Genomic DNA, 18,158 nt, shown 5'->3' on the forward strand with positions numbered 1-18,158 from the left:
AACGCATTTCACCAGTCGACTATCATGAAATTGCTGGAAAATTGGTGCTGAACGCGCCAGTGGCTGTAACAAGAAAAGGATGAGTTTGACCGTGAAGAATGCACAACAGCGCACCATACGCGCCCTGGCCTTGGTATCCATGTGGGGGGCGCTTAACGCATATGGAGCCAGCACTTTTGACCCCACGATCAACCGCCTGCTCATCAACGCAGTGTCAGTGAACGGAGCCAAATACCAGAACGTATCGGCGACGGTCAATTCTTATGTCTTGCTGGCTGTGGACAACGGTACACCAGTGCCCGATACCTTCGATCCGGCCAGCAACCTGCTGGTCCTCGGCTCTGTTGTGTTCCAGGGTGCGACCTACAACAACGTGCGGGTGCAATTGAATGAGTTCACATTGCTCGCGGCCACACTGGTGACCACGGACACGCCCGGCGGCACACTGACAGCAGCCAATACTTGCAGCCTGCCTAATTTTCAGACGGATTTGATGGCGCTGATCAACCAGGCCCGCGCCAGCAATCAAACCTGCGGCACTACGTCTTTCCCCGCCACTGCGCCGCTGGCTTGGAATAGCAAGCTGTTCGATGCCTCGGCGGGCCACTCGGCGGATATGGCCAACAACAACTATTTTTCGCACACCAGCCGGGACGGCCGCACCTTTGATCAGCGCATCTCGGCAACTGGATACAGTTGGTCACGGTTGGGCGAGAACATCGCCGCAGGTCAGGAAAGTGTGGCCTCCGTTATGGCCGCCTGGATGGCCAGTCCTGGACATTGCAGCAACATCATGGGTGTCAACTACACCGAAGTAGGTGTGGCTTGCGTCATCAACAACAGCTCCACCTATCGCACCTACTGGACGATGGATCTGGGACGGCCCTAAAAGGCCCTATGCATTGTCTGAGACCGTGAGAATGCGCACGCGCACGCTCTTGCCTTTGACCTTGCCGGCATTGAGCTTGGCGCAGGCCGCCTTGGCCACATCGCGCGCCACCGCCACAAAGGTGCAGAACTCGGTTACCTGGATCCTGCCGATTTGCTCGCGCGTGTAGGCCGGGCCGTCTTCTGCATTGGTCAGCGCGCCCAGCACGTCGCCAGGGCGAATCTTCTCTTTGCGGCCACCCAAAATTTGCAGTGTCACCATCGGTGGCAACAGAGGTGTGGCACTGGTCGCGGTGAGCGTGTCCAGCGGGTAAAAAGTGGACGGCTTGCCCATGTACTGCTCAATCTTGCCCACTGCGCCCATCTCATTCATGCTGACCAAACTCAGCGCCATGCCCGATTCGCCCGCGCGCCCAGTGCGGCCAATGCGGTGCACATGCACCTCGGGGTCGGGCGTGATGTCGACGTTGATCACGGCCTCTAACTGGTTGATGTCCAGCCCACGGGAGGCTACATCGGTGGCCACCAGGACCGAGCAGCTGCGGTTGGCAAACTGCGCCAGCACCTGGTCGCGCTCGCGCTGCTCCAGCTCGCCGTACAGGGCCAGGGCGTAAAAGCCTTCTTCTTGGAGCTGGATCACCAAGTCTTTGCATTGCTGCTTGGTGTTGCAAAACGCCAGCGTGCTCACCGGGCGGAAATGGCGCAGCAGTTGGCCCACTACGTGCAAGCGGGTTTGGCGCGTCACTTCGTAAAAGCGCTGCTCAATCAGGCTCTCGGTCTTGGGTGGTGCAATCTCAATGCGCTGCGGCTCGCGCATGAACTGCCGGGCCAGCTTCTCAATGCCTTCGGGGTAGGTGGCCGAGAACAGCAGGGTTTGCCGTTCCGCTGGGCACTGCTTGGCAACTTTGACGATGTCGTCAAAAAAGCCCATGTCCAGCATGCGGTCGGCTTCGTCCAGCACCAGGGTGTTCAGACCCTCTAGCGTGAGGTAGCCACGCTCCAGGTGGTCCATGATGCGCCCAGGCGTGCCCACCACAATGTGTGCGCCGTTCTCTAGGCTGGCACGTTGGCCACGCAGCGCAATGCCGCCACACAGCGTAATCACCTTGATGTTGTCTTGCGCGCGCGCCAAGCGGCGAATCTCTACCGCCACCTGGTCGGCCAGCTCGCGCGTGGGGCACAGCACCATGGCTTGCACGGCAAACCAGCGTGGGTTGAGCTTGGCCAACAGCGCCAGCGCAAAGGCCGCTGTCTTGCCACTGCCGGTTTGGGCCTGGGCAATCAGGTCTTTGCCCGCAAGCGCAATGGGCAGGCTGGCCGCCTGAATGGGCGTCATGTCGGTGTAGCCCAGCTGCGTAAGGTTGGTCAGCGTAGCGGGCGAGAGGGGGAGCGCAGCAAAGGCGGTGGGGAAAGTCATACTCCGATTATCAGTGGGCGACGGAGGGAGTGGTGCCTAGACCGCAGCGAGGGTGAAACAGGCTGTCTCGACATTGTTTAAGTAAAAGCGGACTGTAGCCCTCGTCCATACTTGCTCTATCACTATCAAATTAATAGTAATGACTTTGCCGCAATAGCCTTGATCCTTCCAACAAAGCTGCGTTGGTAAATGAATCTCAGAAAACCAAACCATAGAACGGCTGAGCGGCGGAGATGGGTTGGACTTTGGAGCGCTGCATCTGCCCGTATCTGCCTCTTTTTGATCATGTCCATGGTCTCAGTTCCAGCGATCAATTTTTGCGCACGCCAGCATCACTTCCAGTGGGTAGTGCCGCCGATTGAGTACCTTGCGCAGCTCGCCAATCCAAGGTAACTGAAGTAACCGTCATGGTAAACCCTGTAGCCAACAAAATCGCCCCGTGCATAAACTGATTGCGTCCTTCCGCTCATGGCCTGCATGCAATTCCTACGATGCAGCACACTAAAAGGAGACAAGCTCATGGATATGCATCGCAGACAGTTCTTCCGCGTTAGCACGGCGGGACTGGTCGGGTCCAGCTTGGTGGCGATGGGTTTTTCACCCACAGCTGCCCTTGCTGAAACCCGCGCCTTCAAACTCGCAAGCGCCACCGTCGCGCGCAGCACCTGCCCTTACTGCTCTGTCAGTTGCGGCATGCTGATCTATAAACTGGGTGACCGCGCCAAGAACGCCAAGGAGCACGTCATCCATGTGGAGGGCGACCCCGACAACCCTGTCAGCCGAGGCTCGCTGTGCCCCAAGGGCGCAGGTGTCATGGACATGATCAACTCCCCATCCCGGGTCAAGTACCCCGCCGTGCGCGAAGCCGGCAGCAAAGAGTGGAAGCGCATCAGCTGGGACGATGCACTGACCCGCATCGCCAAGCACATGAAGGCTGACCGCGATGCCAACTTTGTCCAGAAGAACGCTGCAGGCACCACGGTAAACCGTTGGACTACCACCGGTTTTCTCGTCTGTAGCTCGTCGTCTAACGAGTCCAGTTATCTGTCCGTCAAGGTCGCTCGCGGCCTGGGGATGGTCGCACTCGATACACAAGCACGTATCTGACACGCACCGACGGTGTCCAGTCTGGGCCCGACTTTCGGTCGCGGAGCGATGACCAACTCGTGGACCGACATTAAAAATGCCGATCTGATTATTGTGATGGGCGGCAATGCCGCCGAAGCCCACCCGGTAGGTTTCAAATGGGTGGTGGAGGCCATGCAAAAACGCAAGGCCAAGCTGATTTCGGTGGACCCGCGTTTCAACCGCACGTCTGCGCTGGCCGATGTGTATGCGCCGCTTCGCAACGGGACCGACATCGCCTTCCTGGGCGGCATCATCAATTGGTTGCTGAGCAACGACAAGATCCACCACGATTACGTCAAGTTCAACACCGACGCCACTTTCCTGACCAAGCCGGGCTACCAGTTTGACAATGGTTTTTTCAGCGGCTATGACGAGGCCACGCGCAAGTACGACAAGTCCACCTGGGGCTACCAGCTTGACGATAAGGGCTACATCAAAGTGGACGACACGCTGCAGGACCCCCTGTGTGTGTACCAGCAGCTCAAAAAGCATTACAGCCGCTACACGCCGGACATGGTCAAGAAGATCTGTGGAACACCGCAGGACAAGTTCCTGAAGATCTGTGCCATGCTGGGCGAGATGTCGGCTCCCGACAAGACCAGCACCATCCTGTACGCGCTGGGTTGGACACAGCACACGGTGGGCAGCCAGAACATACGCACCATGGCCATGATCCAGCTTTTGCTGGGCAACATGGGGCGCCCGGGCGGCGGCGTGAATGCTTTGCGTGGCCACTCCAATGTGCAGGGCGTGACGGATATGAACGCCTATGCCGAGGTGTTCTCGGGCTACCTGAGTGCACCCACGGATGGTGACGTCACCTACGAAAAATACATCGCCAGGAACACGCCCAAGGCCTTGCGGCCCAACCAGTTCAATTACTGGAGCAACTTTCCCAGGTTCTTCAACAGCCTGATGAAGTCCTACTACGGCAAAGCAGCCCAGCCGGCCAACAACTTCTGCTACGACTGGGTGCCCAAGCTCGAAGGCGGCTACGACGTGATGCACATGTTCGAGCTGATGCACCAGGGCAAGATGACCGGCTTTATCTCGCAGGGCTTCAACCCGCTGGCGACCGTTCCCAACAAGAACAAACTGTCGTCGGCACTGGCCAAGCTCAAGTACCTGGTGATGATTGATCCGCTGGAATCAGAGACCGCCGATTTTTGGCAAAACTACGGGCCGTTCAACGACGTCAAGCCGGAGAACATTCAGACCGAAGTATTCCGCCTGCCCGCTGCCTGCTTTGCCGAAGAGGAAGGCAGTATCACCAACTCCAGCCGCGTCGCGATCTGGAAGGACAAGGCCCTCGATCCGCCTGGCGAAGCCAAGGTGGACTCGGAGATCATGGCCCAGCTCTTCATCAAGCTGCGCGAGATGTACGCCAAGGACGGCGGCGCCTTCTCCGACCCAATTGCCCACTTGGACTGGAACTATGCGCAGCCCAAGGTGCCGTCGCCGAACGAGTTGTGGCGCGAAATCAACGGCAAGGCCTTGAGCGACGTGCTGGCACCGCCCGACCCGGCCAACAAGTTGGCACCGCCCGCAGTACTGGTGAAGGCCGGACAACAGCTGCCGGGCTTTGCCATGCTGCGTGACGACGGCTCCACGGCGTGCGGCAACTGGCTGTACGCGGGCTGCTGGACCGAGGCCGGCAACATGGCCGCACGGCGCGACCTGTCTGACCCGTCGGGGCTGGGGGTGTACCAGAACTTCGGTTTCTCGTGGCCGGCCAACCGCCGCATCTTGTACAACCGCGCCAGCGCGGACAAGGACGGCAAGCCCTGGGCAGAGAGCAAGAAGTACATGACCTGGAACGGCAAGGCCTGGACAGGCCCCGATGTGCCCGACATGCGCCCGAACGCCGCCCCCGAGGAAAACGTGGGCTCGTTCATCATGACGCCCGAAGGTGCGGCCCGGTTGCACGCGGTTGGCATGGCCGAAGGCCCCTTCCCCGAGCACTACGAGCCCTTCGAAACGCCGATAGGTGTCAACCCACTGCACCCCGATAACCCCAAGGCCACCAGCAATCCTTGTGCGCGGGTGTTCAAGAGCGACATGGACGCCTTTGGGAAGAAGGAGGAGTTTCCGTACTCGGCCACAACGTACAGGCTCACCGAGCATTTCCACACCTGGACCAAGCACGCGCGGCTCAACGCCATCACGCAGCCCGAATCGTTCGTGGAAATCAGCGAAGAACTGGCGAAGGAAAAGGGCATCAAGCACGGCGACAGCGTCAAGGTCAGCAGCAACCGCGGCCACATCGTCACCAAGGCGGTCGTCACCAAGCGCATCAAACCGTTTGACTGCAACAACCAAAAGGTGCACTTGGTGGGCATACCTTTCCACTGGGGTTTTAAAGGCCAGACGAAGAATGGCTACTTAGCCAACACGCTGACACCGTTCGTGGGCGATGCCAACTCGCAAACGCCGGAGTTCAAGGCCTTCCTCGTCAACATTGAAAAGGTGTAGCCATGTCCAGTTTGCAATCACAGAACGTGGTCGCGCGCTCGGCCACCACAACCCCACCGCCACAGGCACGCGCCCATGTGCCCGAGGTCGCCAAACTCATTGACGTCTCCAAGTGCATAGGCTGCAAGGCCTGCCAGGTCGCGTGCATGGAGTGGAACGACCTGCGCGACGATGTTGGCAGCAATATCGGCGTCTATGACAATCCCAGTGACTTGACGTCCCAGTCCTGGACGCTGATGCGTTTCTTCGAGGTCGAACCCGAGCCGGATAAACTCGAATGGCTGATCCGCAAGGACGGATGCATGCACTGCGATGATCCAGGCTGCCTGAAGGCCTGTCCGTCACCAGGCGCCATCGTCAAATACGCCAACGGCATTGTGGACTTCATCAGCGAGCACTGCATTGGCTGCGGCTACTGCATCAAGGGCTGCCCGTTTAATGTGCCGCGCATCAGTGGAAAGGATAACAAGGCGTACAAGTGCACCCTTTGTTCTGACCGTGTCGGCGTTGGCCTGGAGCCGGCCTGCGTCAAGACGTGCCCGACCGGAGCCATAACCTTTGGTGCCAAAGAGGACATGGTGGCTTCTGGCGAGGAACGCGCACTAGAGCTGCAGGAGCGGGGCTTCAAAAACGCCGGACTGTACAACCCGGCAGGCGTTGGTGGCACACACGTGATGTATGTGCTCAAGCACGCCGACCAGCCCCAGCTGACTGGCCTGCCACAGAACCCGAGCATTAGCCCATTTGTGTCGTTGTGGAAGGGCTGGACTAAGCCAGTGGCCCTGGCTGTTATGGCCGGTGCGGCCTTCACGGGGTGGTTCCACTACCTGCGTAAAGGCCCGCTGGAAGTTCCCGAAGAAGACGAGGAGGTAGCCAGCGCAGGCACCTCCGGCGAAACGCAAGGAGAAGAGTCATGAAAAAGCTCCAGCTGCAACGCTACAACGCGGGCCAACGCTCCAACCACTGGGCGGTGGTAACGTGCTTCGTCCTGGCCGCTGCGTCCGGGTTTGCGCTGTTCCACCCCGCGCTGTTCTGGCTGACGGCGCTGGTTGGCGGCCCGCAATGGGCGCGCATCCTGCACCCTTACCTGGGCATTGCCATGTTCGTGCTGTTCCTGGGCATGTTCTTCATGTTCGTCAGTGCCAACCGCTGGCGCAAGGAAGACTCGGAGTGGCTTGCATCGGCGGGCGACGTTGTGTCCAAAGGCAACCAAGCCCAGCTGCCGCAAAACGTTGGCAAATACAACGGGGGCCAAAAGATCGTGTTCTGGCTCTTCACGTCGTGCCTGGTCGTGTTGTTGGCCACCGGCCTGCTGTTCTGGCAAGCCTGGTTTGCCAGCAGCGTGCCTATTGGGCTGCAGCGCGTCGCCGTTTTGCTGCACGCCGTCGCAGCCTTCGTACTGGTGTTGGGCTTTATTGTCCACGTTTATGCTGCCTTGTGGGTCAAAGGAACGCTGCATGCCATGGTGCGCGGCACCGTAAGCGGCGGCTGGGCCAAGCACCACCATCCGCAGTGGTATCGTGAGCAAATGCAGGGCCAGGCCGCAACCAAGGCCCCGCGCAAGTAACATTTGTGGCGAGCACTTCCTTCTGGCTTACAGCTGCCGCACGGTCGCACACACTGACGGCAGCTTTTTAATTTCTATCCATCTTGAACGCTCAGCCTCCCACCTCCATCACCCGCACTCCCGAGGACATCGTCCAGCGTTCCGACCTGGAAATTCCTCAGCTGCTTCTGCCCGAGCCTTCTCGCCTGTTTGCCGAGCGCGCGCTACGCTTGCGTCAGTTGGCTGCCAGCCATGCCATGCGCGACTACCTGATGTTGCTGGCTCTGGTGGGTGAAGCCCAGCATGCCCGGGTGCAAAGTCAGACAGCGATGGTGCTGCCCACGCTGGCCCAACTGGACTCCGCCGCACAAGAGGGGCAGCCTGCACTGGGCGCCACCGGCTGGACACGCGATGGACAGTGGCGCGCCGAGCTGCGCGCCCTGCTACAGCAAGTGTTGGAGCAGTTGCCCAACGACAGCCCGGCACGCGCTGCGGTGCAGGCCGTGATCCAACTTCCCGACACTACGCTGGAACAACAGGCCGACCGTTTGTTGGCCGGCATCACACTTGGCCTGGACTTGGCCGCCGCGCCGTTGATCGCAGCAGGGCTGCAGCTGTACTTCACGCAGCTGGTCGCTGCCACCGGCGCAGCCCAGTTAAGCGCATTCCCGGTGCCCACGCAAGCCACGCGCTGTCCCTGCTGCGGCAGCCTGCCAGTGACCAGCATTATCCGACTGGGCGGCCAGCAAGAAGGTCAGCGTTACCTGTACTGCACGCTGTGCAATGCCCAGTGGCACCTGGGCCGCATCCAGTGCACACACTGCCTGGCGACCCAGGGCATCCATTACGAGTCGCTGCGGCCCAACGTCGATTCCGACACTGAGCCAAAGCGGCCTGTCGTCGAGGCCGAGGCCTGCGACAGCTGCCACCATTACCTGAAGATCATGCATGTCGCACGCGACCTGCATGTAGAGCCGGTCGCCGACGATCTGGCCACACTCACGCTCGACCTGCTGGTCTCCGAAGCCGGCTTCAGCCGTCATGGCACCAACATGCTGCTGCTGTTTGGTGACGACGAGCACGACACCGAACCCGGGGCGAGTTGATGGTTCTGCCCAAAGAATCCGTGGTCCACGGTTCGCAGGCTAGCCACCCCTCCCGCGCTACCCCCCAGACCGACGTACAACCCCACGAACTGCCTGGGCTCGACCGCCTGCTGCATCTGCCCGGCTGCGTCGCCCTGGTGGCCGAGCATGGCCATCGGCTGGTCACCGATGAAGCACGCGCCTTGCTGGCCGCGCTGCGTAAGCAAGCTGTTGCCCAGCAATTGCCCGCCAGCCAGATTGCGCCCGACGTCCTTACCACCGCGCTGGCCCAGCGCGTGCTGGCGCGGCTGCAGCCGGCCATGCGCACGGTGCTCAACCTCACCGGCACGGTGCTGCACACCAACCTGGGCCGCGCCCTGCTGCCTGAGGCAGCTATTGTCCATGTGCAGGCCATGATGGCCCAGCCCAACAACCTCGAATACGACCTGGCCAGCGGCCAGCGGGGCGACCGCGACAGCATCGTCGAGAGCCTGCTGTGCCAGCTCACCGGCGCCGAGGCCGCCACGGTGGTCAACAACAACGCCGCTGCCGTGCTGCTCAGTCTGGCCGCGCTGGCAAAGGATCGCGAGGTGATCGTCTCGCGCGGCGAACTGGTCGAAATTGGTGGCGCCTTTCGTCTGCCTGACGTGATGGAAAGTGCCGGAACCCGGCTGGTCGAGGTCGGCACCACCAACCGGACCCACGCACGCGACTACGAGCATGCCATCTGCGAGCGCACCGCACTGCTGATGAAGGTGCACACCAGCAACTACGTGGTCCAGGGCTTTACTGCCAGCGTCGACGAGACCGCGCTGGCCACCATTGCACATGCCCATAACCTGCCCATGATCACCGACCTGGGCAGCGGCGCACTGGTCGATCTTGCCGCCTGGGGCCTGCCGCGTGAGCCCCTGCCGCAGGAGATGTTGCGCGCTGGCTGCGATGTGGTCACCTTCAGCGGTGACAAGCTGCTGGGTGGGCCGCAGGCCGGGTTGATCGTCGGGCGCCGCGATCTGATCGATCGTATTCGTCGCCACCCGCTCAAGCGAGCCCTGCGCGTCAGCAAGCTGCTGCTGGCGGCACTGGAGGCCACGCTTCGTTTGTACCTTCGCCCCGAGCGCCTGACGCAGGACTTGCCCACGCTGCGCTTGCTGACGCGGGCGTTGGCCGATATTGAGGCCACCGCAAGCGCTGTGCAACCTGCGCTGCAGGCCGCCCTAGGGCCGCTGTGGCGCGTTGAACCGGTGGCGCTGCAGGGCCAGATCGGCTCAGGCTCACTGCCCATCGAGCGCCTGCCATCGGCCGGCCTGGCCATGGCGCCGGTGCAGGCCAAGGGCAACGGCCGCGCACTGGAGCAATTGGCGGAGGCGCTGCGCCACCTGCCCATGCCGGTGATCGGACGTATCGCAGACGACCGCCTGCTGCTGGACATGCGTTGCCTGGAAGATGCATCCTTGTTTTTAGGTCAAATTGGCCATTTGCGCTTATGCAGCAAGCGCTAGCAGCTATGGTTTTTGCATGATCATCGGCACGGCAGGCCATATCGACCATGGCAAGACCACGCTGGTGCACGCGCTCACCGGCGTGGACACCGATCGTTTGCCCGAGGAAAAAAAACGCGGCATCAGCATCGAACTGGGCTACGCCTACCTGGATACGCCGCACGGTCAGCGCATCGGCTTTATCGACGTACCGGGCCACGAGCGCTTGGTGCACACCATGGTGGCCGGCGCCAGTGTCATCGACTATGCGCTGCTGCTGGTTGCCGCAGACGACGGCCCCATGCCACAAACGCACGAGCACCTGGCGGTGCTGTCACTGCTGGGCATTGGGCGTGGTGCCATCGTCATCACCAAGACCGACCGCGCCACTGAGGGTCGAGCCGCCGAAGTGGAGGCTGAAATGGTCGCGCTGGTGGCAGATACACCGCTGGCGGGTGCGCCCATCGTCACCGTTTCGGCGCATACCGGCGAAGGCATCGACCGCCTGCGCACGTTGCTTTTTGATGCTGCAAACGCGCACGACACCAGCGCTGCAGGTCGTGTTGAACCCCAAGCTTTTCGCCTCGCCATCGACCGCGCCTTCACCCTGCAGGGCACAGGCACTGTGGTCACCGGCACCATCCATGCTGGGCTGGTCAGCGTGGGCGACGAGCTAGCCTTGCTGCCAGGGGCATCGGGCCAGCTGCTGTACGCACGCGTGCGCAGCCTGCATGCGCAAAACCAAGCCGTCACCACCGCCTACGCTGGCCAGCGTTGCGCGGTGGCTCTGGTCGGGCTGGCCCGCGATGCCATCACACGCGGCCAGTGGCTGGCCGCCCCAGCCGCAGCAGTAGCCAGCGACCGCATCGACTTACGGCTGACCTTGTGGCCAGGTGAGGCCCGGGCACTGCGCTCGGGTGCCCATGTGCAGGCGCATATCGGCGCCGCCCATATCAATGCGACCGTGGCACTGCTGGATGCCGACCTGCTGCCCCCCGGCGGCACCGCGTTGGCGCAATTGGTGCTGCACGCCCCCGTGGGCGCCTGGCACGGCGAGCGAGTACTGCTGCGCGACGCTGCCGCCAGCCGCACGTTGGCCGGCGGCACGGTGCTCGATCCTTATGCCCCCACGCGTTACCGGCGCACGCCACAGCGCCTGGCCGAGTTAGCAGCGCTGAAACAGCCCAGCACTACCCAGCGCCTAGCCGTGCTGCTGACCGTGGCGCCCCACGGCGTGGACCTGGTGCGCTTTGCAGCGGCTCAGGGGCTACCTGCCGTACATGAAGAAATTTTGCCAATTGCCGTTCTAAGGCAGGCGGACCAAGCGCTTGGCGCTACACAAACAGAAGCATTTCAACAGGCTGCGCTGCAGGCGCTGCACGCCTTTCATGAGCGACAACCCGACGAGCTGGGCCCGGATAGTGCCCGCCTGCGCCGCCTGACGGCACCCCGTCTGCCGCTACCTTTGTGGCAAGCCTTGCTGGATCAGTTGGCCAGCCAGGGCCAGGTGGTACTGCACGGCGCCGTGGTGCACTTGCCCAGCCATGGTGCACAACTGTCGGTCACCGAGACACGCATTGCCCAAAAGGTCGCCACCGCACTTACGGCGGCTAGATTCGAGGGGGCCTGGGCACGTGATCTGGCCCGCGACGCACAAGAACCCGAGCCGCTGGTGCGCACCACGCTGGCGCGGTTGGCGCGCCGTGGTGAGCTGCACCAGGTCGTGAAGGACTTGTTCTATCCACCCGAAACGATGCGAAAGCTGGCGGCGCTGGCACGTCAGGTGGGCAGGGCGCACGACGACGTGGTGCTGGCGGCAGATTTTCGCGACGCCACACACCTTGGGCGAAAACGGGCTATTCAAATTCTGGAACACTTCGACCGCATCGGCCTCACCCGCCGCGTGGGTGACACGCATAAACTGCGTGGCGACTGCACACTATTCGAGGGTACGATCGACTGCTGACGACAGTCATTGGAAGGGCAACCATCCTGGTGGGTGGGCCGGGCTTCAAACCCGGTGGGTGGCGCCACGCGTCGCTGGGTGGGTTCGACTCCCATGCCCTTCCGCCACTTCCCTTCAACCTAAATTTGTCAATTGGATGCGCTAGACAGCGCCTCAAAACACCAGCGTACGCCAGCGCAGGTCGATCGCACGGGCCATGAACTGCACAGCACCGCCGCGCCCGCAACCCGGCATCAGCATGGCCGCATCCAAGCCCTGCGCCTGCAATGCGTCCGAGCAGGCAAACAGGCGCGCGCCCATCTCGACAGCTTCTCGCAGGTTGTCGGCAATGGCTTTATCGACCCGAGGGCTGGCGCGCAGGCGGGCGGCGACCGCCGGCACCAACAGGTGCACGCTGGCCGCCGTGAAATAAATTTCGACCGGCACGTCCATGGCGGCAGCTGCCGCTGCCAGAAACAGGGGTGTGGCCAGCCGCTCTGGCTGGCTGGGATCGGCAGCCCACATCAGAATGGCCACGCCGGCCGCATCGTGTTCGGTAAAGCTCATGATGCCGCCGATGTGCCAGGGTCGCCACCGTCTTCTAGCACATGGCCGTACAGCCGCGCATGTCGCGCCATGGCCGGTGCAACCGCGTCGCCGTGAGCCAGCGCAGCCACGTCGGCAGAAAAATCGACCAGCTGCAAGCGTGCAATCCAGCCGTCGCCATAGGGATCCTGGTGGACCAGAAAAGGACGATCTTCCAGGGCAAAGTTGACCGCCACCACCGTACCGGACACCGGCGTTTTAACCGCCACAATGGACTTGGACAGTTCCACCACAGCCACCGTGGCAGCCTGCTCTATTGCGGTGCCCACACGCTTGGGGCGGCACATATAAATTTCGCCCGACAACGCAATGCCCAGTTCGGTAATGCCCACCGTAGCCGTTCCATCACCTTCCACCCTGGCCCAGACCTGGTGCTCCATCAGGAAATACAGATCAGGTGGATAGCTTAGTTTCAACGCAGTCATGGTCTAGGTAGACGAAATAGAAATCGAAACAGACTTGACCTTTTGTCGATACAGCGGAATCGGTTATCAAAGCAATGGGTTGAATCGCCCCGGTTTTCGCGGAGGCAGGTTAGTTTAAGGCAACACTGAAAAGGTCCCCACTGAGTGGACTAGCGTTATAGCGTAATGCGACAGAACACCCGTTGGTGCCCCAGCGGTGCAATCCTACAATCGTCCGCATGAGCTCACTTCATATTTCTTCTCAATTCGATTCCGGCGCCATTGAGGTGCTGAGCCTGCAAGACCACCGCAACATCGAACTGGCCATCCGCGCCGACAATGCCAGCGACTTTGCCCAGTGGTTCCACTTTTGTCTGCACGGGGCTGTGGGCCTGCCCGTGACCCTGCGCTTTATGAATGCCGGCGCCTGCGCTTACCCCAAGGGCTGGGATGGCTACCAGGTGGTGGCCAGCCACGACCGCCAGAACTGGTTTCGAGTCGACACCGCGTTTGATGGTACCGTGATGACAGTGCGCACCACGCCAGAGAGCAACGCCACATATTTTGCGTACTTCGAACCCTATTCGTATGAGCAGCATCTGGACCTGCTCGGTTCGGCCACCCAATCCCCGCACGTGGGCTTGCAGTGGCTGGGTAGCACATGCGATGGCCGCGACATGAGCGTGCTGCGCATCACCGATGCCGGTAGCACCATCCCTGATGCAGAGAAGAAAAAAGTCTGGCTGATTGCCCGCCAGCACCCTGGCGAGACCATGGCGGAATGGTTCGCCGAAGGATTTTTGGAGCGCCTGCTCGACGGTGACGATTCAGTCAGCCGTGTGCTGCTGCAGCGTTGCGTGTTCCATGTGGTGCCCAACATGAACCCGGACGGCGCAGTGCGCGGCAATCTTCGCACCAATGCGGTCGGTGCCAACCTGAACCGAGAATGGGTAGCGCCCACCATGGAGAAGTCCCCCGAGGTATTTTTGGTACGCCAGAAGATGCTGGAAACCGGCGTGGACTTGTGCCTGGATGTCCATGGTGACGAAGGTTTGCCCTACAACTTCTGTGTCGGCTCTGAAGGAAATCCCGGCTACACCGAGCGCATCGCCGCGCTGGAGGATGCCTTCAAGGCGGCCTGGCTGGCCAACTGCCCCGATTTTCAGGACACGGTTAACTACGGGCGCAGCGAACCGGGCACCGCCAACCCCACCCTGGCCACCAACTGGGTGGCACAGCAGTTTGGCTGCCTGGCGTTCACCATCGAGATGCCATTCAAGGACAACGCCCAGCACCCCGATGCGGCCGTAGGCTGGAACGGTGAGCGCTCTAAACGCCTGGGGGCGAGCGTGCTGCAGCCTTTGTTGGCTACGCTGTAATCGGTTGCCGAGTCAGTTCAGGGGAAGTACAGCCGGTTCAGTCGGGCGGCTTCGATGTAAATGGACGGTAGCACCACCTGCCGAGCTTGCAGAGGTGTTGCGCGAATACCGACGCTGTAGTGGTTGCTCTGGCCGAAAACCGGCGGTGCGGCCGTACCGGCCTTCACCCAGGCTAAGGCCAGGTTGGTGGCCTCCTCGCCCATGACGCGCGCGGACGGCGCCACACTCAAGGCACCGCCCATTTCGACATAACTGAGACTCACGCCAAGTGGCAAAGGCTTGGCATTGGCTTCTATCCAATGAACGATGTCGGCGGGCGGGACCGGTCGGGCATCTAACGGGCTGACCGTCAAACCCTCACAAGACAGCACCAAAAGCGCATCGACCTTACCGTCCATGGCCTGGATGGTTGTTTGCCATGTGGCAAAGTCGGCGGGAGAATCTACGCTCACAACCTGATGCGGTGCCCAATCGTAAGCCTGAACTTGCCGGCTCTGTCCCTGACCCGTCGGCCCAGGACTGCCAATCACCGCCAGCCGCAAAGGCTTGCCTTGAAGGGCCTGCAACAAGGTGTCGCGAATGGCAGTGAGTGGCAGGGTTTCAACGATGCCTGCAACGTTGCCTGCGCCCACGTACCCATACGCCGCAGGCTCCTGGTCAATGGCAGTAAAGACCACTTTGGGGCGGGCATGTCCACCATAGCGAGTCATCAAGTAATGCTGGGCTTCGTCATCGACAGCGATTACCAAGTCGGGGTCGAACTGTTCAATGGTTCGGGCCCCGATTTTGGCCGCATCTTGGCGCAGATCTTCTACGGGAAAATGGTCAATCCCAAGGTAATGCCATCGCACGAACACGGGCAGGCGGTTGCGATCCAGCGCTATGTGAATACCTTCATCGAGCCGTTGAACGGTTGATGAGTTGCGGTCCGAACTGTGCATGACCAGAATGCGGGGCTTGGCGCGGTTGAACCCACTGAGCAACAGCAATGCGACGACCAAAAATACACCCACCAAAATGGCGCCAATGCCTTGTTTCATACGAGTCCCAGCGCCTCCCAATAGGGGATAGACAAGTAGGCTGCAGCCACGCGCGATAGATTCATGTAGTGGTTGTAGCGCAGAAACTCTGCTTGTTCGTAAAAACGCCCCATTCCACTGCCCACAACCTGCAGGTAAGGCGAGCATTGGTAAGGGAGAAACCACATATCGCTAAACATCGCCGTCAAAAAGACCACCACCCACGGGTTGAGGAACTGGGACTGACCGATTGGCAGCAAAATGATGGCGGCCACCACCATGCCGGCTGTGGTAGGCAACACCAGGCGCAACGCCAACGTTACGAACAGTGCCAGGGGTATGAACAGCGCCATGCGCCCATCGACGAAAGCAAACCCGTTACCTACGCTGTGGGCCAAGGCCGTGTCCAGTCCCAGGTAACTGATGGAACGGCTCAGGCCGTCCAGGCTGAGCAGGAAAAAAATCATGGGCCAGTCGATTTTTTGTTGAAAATCCTTTTTGCTGAACAAACCCATCAGCAACAGCCCGACCAGGAGAAAGCCGGCAATCCAGGCCGCAGACACATGGTGCCAGTCTGACGTGGCCGCGCCCAGCAAGAAAAACAAAAAACCTACCAATGCGCCCTTTTCTGCTGCGCTCATGGGGCCCAGTAGCGCCAACTGCCGCGCCAACCGTGGTTTGGGCAAACCCGCTGCGGCACCCCGCCCGAAACACAGGCGCATAAATACCAAATGGAGCAAAGTCACCGTGGCAGCTGCCACGCTGGCTGCGACAAACCAAAACAACCCCTGGAACTGCACCTGCAGTTGCCCCGGCAGCATGGTAATTACCGTCAAATTAGAGGATTTGCTGGTCAGGAACATAGGTGACAACAACATGGCCCCCGAAAACGTGGCCGCCATCAAAGCAGTAGCTGCCTTGCTTTTAGCTTGTAAACCCAGTCCATCCACCATGTCGCGGTAAAACGGCAAAACCAGCGATAGCCGGGCATTGGCTGAGGGCATGATGGGCGACAGAATGTAGCCTGACAGCACCAACGCAGTTTGGTGCCAAAAAGGCGTATCTGGCAGGCGCAGTAGCAGCCACAGCATGAAGCGGTAACTCAGACCCGAGGCCGAAATAACCGCTGCCAGTGCATACACTCCCAGCAACGTGGGCAGCGTGCGGGACGCAAACCCGGCTAACGCAACCTCGTAGGGCACCAGTCCCACAATTAGCACGGCCACAATGGCCACCAAGGGCGGCACAAATTCGTCGGCCAGAGTGAACACCCACATCAGCACCGTCGCCGACAAGATGGCCAAGAACAAGGCCGCCTCGACCGCCAGACCGGCCATGCTGCCTAAAAAATAGATAGCCGGTGGCACCATCACGGTTGCCAGCCAGCCCGCTGTTTCGCGTCGGGACAAGGGCACCGCTGGCTTTTTTCGAGGTGTCCCGGACTTCAGGAAGGGCTCGCCCCCCACATGTCCCATTAAACCCAGCAAGGCCCGCGACCGTAAGGATGTGGCCGTGAGTGACAGTTCCTGCAGCGTCTCGCGGGGAACGCGCAGCGCCCGCACTGGCGTGGTGGCAATGGTGCCACACAGGTACGTCGCATGATCACTGGCCGCCTCTTCGCCACAGCGGCGCATGGTCAACTCTACCGAGCGGCCGCTGGCGGTGCTCAGCAACAACTCACCCGATTCGATCAGGTACAGGAAGTTGGCGGGGTCGTCCTGGGTGCACACACTTTGCCCAGGAGAAAATTCCACGCTTTGCACAGCGCCCACCAACCGCGCCAACTCGTGTCCGGTGATGTCTGCAAAGAGCGGATCTTGGCGCAACCGGTGCGCGTACTCGGAATCTTTGTTGTGTTCGGACACAGCCATGGGAATTGCAGTTGTTTGGGAGGTAATAGCGCAAACTATCGAGGCATGGTAGCGCAGGCATCACTCAAGCCAAAGCGGCGCGACAAGATGGCGTCAAAGGTCTTGGTCGGCAGCAGCAGCTTGAGCAAAGGAAACAAGGTACTGCCCTTGCCACCACGTAAACGCAGAGGTGGTGCGTTTTGCAGAAGGGCATCAACCAGCGGGGCCACAAACGCTTCGGCCGGTGTCGCACCGACCTGGCCGGCCTGCGCACGGGCGCGGATGCCTTTTTCCACGCCACGGTACAGCGAATCGGCTGGCAACTGGATAGCCGCCTCCGCATGGGCGCCAAAGCTGGACTGCACGCCACCGGGTTGCACGGTGACCACGCGAATGCCAAATGGTGCCAGCTCCATGCGCAAGGCGTCGGTGAGCGAATGCAACGCCGCCTTGCTGGAACAATAGGCTCCGGCAAAAGGCGTAGTGAACAGCCCGACGATGCTGCCAATGTTGACAATGACGGCCCCACCTTTTCTGCCGGAGCTGCCAGCCGGTGCAGCACGCAGCAACGACAGTGCCGCGCGTGCCACCGCAAAGGGAGCAATGACATTGGTTTCATACTGGCGGCGCAAGTCTTCACGTTGCAAGTCCAGCACGGCGCCCACCTGCGAGAAGCCGGCGTTGTTTACCAAAATGTCGATGCGGCCCTGCTCGCTGCGGACCACCTCCATGGCGGTGGCAATGCTGGCATCGTCATTCACGTCTAGTTCCAGGGTTCGCAGACCGAGTTGCTCCAAATTTGCCAGGCTTTCAACCCGGCGTGCTGTGGCGTACACCGTGTGGCCGCGCTGGTGAAACGCGCGCGCCATGGCGGCTCCAATGCCGCTGGAGCAACCGGTGATCAAAATGCATTGGGGCATGGGTTAGGTCTCGTAAAG

The 18,158-nt window shown here is 61.0% G+C and carries 14 protein-coding genes and 1 tRNA gene; 9 read left to right on the forward strand and 6 right to left on the reverse strand.

All coding sequences use genetic code 11. The features are described 5' to 3' along the window. Window positions 1–91: 91 nt before the first annotated feature. Window positions 92–889: a CAP domain-containing protein gene (locus IPI80_RS17960; RefSeq protein WP_413862480.1), complete on the forward strand. Its 798-nt coding sequence runs from the start codon at window positions 92–94 to the stop codon at window positions 887–889. A gap of 6 nt (window positions 890–895) precedes the next feature. On the opposite strand, the gene dbpA is transcribed toward IPI80_RS17960, so the two are convergent. Further along, window positions 896–2,305, reverse strand: coding sequence for an ATP-dependent RNA helicase DbpA (gene dbpA, locus IPI80_RS17965; protein ID WP_413862481.1), 1,410 nt, complete (start codon window positions 2,303–2,305; stop codon window positions 896–898). 519 nt (window positions 2,306–2,824) lie between these two features. On the opposite strand from dbpA, the gene fdnG reads away from it, so the two are divergent. From fdnG to IPI80_RS18000, 7 genes are all read left to right on the forward strand, one after another. After that, window positions 2,825–5,905 carry a formate dehydrogenase-N subunit alpha gene (fdnG, locus tag IPI80_RS17970; RefSeq protein ID WP_413862482.1) on the forward strand — a complete coding sequence of 1,027 codons (3,081 nt, stop codon included), beginning with the start codon at window positions 2,825–2,827 and terminating at the stop codon, window positions 5,903–5,905. Window positions 5,906–5,907: 2 nt separating this feature from the next. Continuing rightward, a complete protein-coding gene (fdxH, locus tag IPI80_RS17975; protein WP_413862483.1) occupies window positions 5,908–6,822 on the forward strand; it encodes a formate dehydrogenase subunit beta in 915 nt (304 codons plus the stop codon). Beyond that, window positions 6,819–7,472, forward strand: a complete 654-nt coding sequence (locus IPI80_RS17980; RefSeq protein ID WP_413862484.1) for a formate dehydrogenase subunit gamma — start codon at window positions 6,819–6,821, stop codon at window positions 7,470–7,472. The genes fdxH and IPI80_RS17980 overlap by 4 nt, the downstream gene beginning before the upstream one ends. Window positions 7,473–7,555: 83 nt before the next feature. Next, window positions 7,556–8,557: a formate dehydrogenase accessory protein FdhE gene (gene fdhE, locus IPI80_RS17985; protein ID WP_413862485.1), complete on the forward strand. Its 1,002-nt coding sequence runs from the start codon at window positions 7,556–7,558 to the stop codon at window positions 8,555–8,557. After that, window positions 8,557–10,038, forward strand: coding sequence for an L-seryl-tRNA(Sec) selenium transferase (gene selA / locus IPI80_RS17990; RefSeq protein ID WP_413862486.1), 1,482 nt, complete (start codon window positions 8,557–8,559; stop codon window positions 10,036–10,038). Before fdhE ends, selA begins: the two co-directional genes overlap by 1 nt. 16 nt (window positions 10,039–10,054) lie before the next feature. Then, entirely contained in the window at window positions 10,055–11,983 is a 1,929-nt protein-coding gene (gene selB, locus IPI80_RS17995) for a selenocysteine-specific translation elongation factor (protein ID WP_413862487.1), read from the forward strand. Between the two features lie 11 nt (window positions 11,984–11,994). Further along, window positions 11,995–12,090: transfer RNA gene (locus tag IPI80_RS18000), tRNA-Sec, on the forward strand. Between the two features lie 46 nt (window positions 12,091–12,136). On the opposite strand, the gene IPI80_RS18005 is transcribed toward IPI80_RS18000, so the two are convergent. Beyond that, window positions 12,137–12,529, reverse strand: a complete 393-nt coding sequence (locus IPI80_RS18005) for a DsrE family protein (RefSeq protein ID WP_413862488.1) — start codon at window positions 12,527–12,529, stop codon at window positions 12,137–12,139. Further along, window positions 12,526–12,993, reverse strand: coding sequence for a glycine cleavage system protein H (locus IPI80_RS18010; protein WP_413862489.1), 468 nt, complete (start codon window positions 12,991–12,993; stop codon window positions 12,526–12,528). Before IPI80_RS18010 ends, IPI80_RS18005 begins: the two co-directional genes overlap by 4 nt. Before the next feature lie 218 nt (window positions 12,994–13,211). Between IPI80_RS18010 and IPI80_RS18015 the strand changes: the two genes are divergently transcribed. Further along, window positions 13,212–14,351: a M14-type cytosolic carboxypeptidase gene (locus tag IPI80_RS18015; protein ID WP_413862490.1), complete on the forward strand. Its 1,140-nt coding sequence runs from the start codon at window positions 13,212–13,214 to the stop codon at window positions 14,349–14,351. Between the two features lie 17 nt (window positions 14,352–14,368). Here IPI80_RS18015 and IPI80_RS18020 read toward each other — a convergent pair whose 3' ends face one another. Genes IPI80_RS18020 through IPI80_RS18030 form a run of 3 tightly spaced genes read right to left on the reverse strand, consistent with a single transcriptional unit; the run spans window position 14,369 to window position 18,140 of the window. Continuing rightward, on the reverse strand, window positions 14,369–15,391 hold the full coding sequence (locus IPI80_RS18020) for a hypothetical protein (RefSeq protein ID WP_413862491.1): 1,023 nt from the start codon (window positions 15,389–15,391) through the stop codon (window positions 14,369–14,371). Continuing rightward, window positions 15,388–17,241, reverse strand: coding sequence for an SLC13 family permease (locus IPI80_RS18025; RefSeq protein WP_413862492.1), 1,854 nt, complete (start codon window positions 17,239–17,241; stop codon window positions 15,388–15,390). The genes IPI80_RS18020 and IPI80_RS18025 overlap by 4 nt, the downstream gene beginning before the upstream one ends. A gap of 35 nt (window positions 17,242–17,276) precedes the next feature. Beyond that, on the reverse strand, window positions 17,277–18,140 hold the full coding sequence (locus tag IPI80_RS18030) for an SDR family oxidoreductase (protein WP_413862493.1): 864 nt from the start codon (window positions 18,138–18,140) through the stop codon (window positions 17,277–17,279). Window positions 18,141–18,158: the final 18 nt, after the last annotated feature.

Source organism: Candidatus Aalborgicola defluviihabitans (genome assembly GCF_016705985.1).
Classification (GTDB): domain Bacteria; phylum Pseudomonadota; class Gammaproteobacteria; order Burkholderiales; family Burkholderiaceae_C; genus Allorhodoferax; species Allorhodoferax defluviihabitans.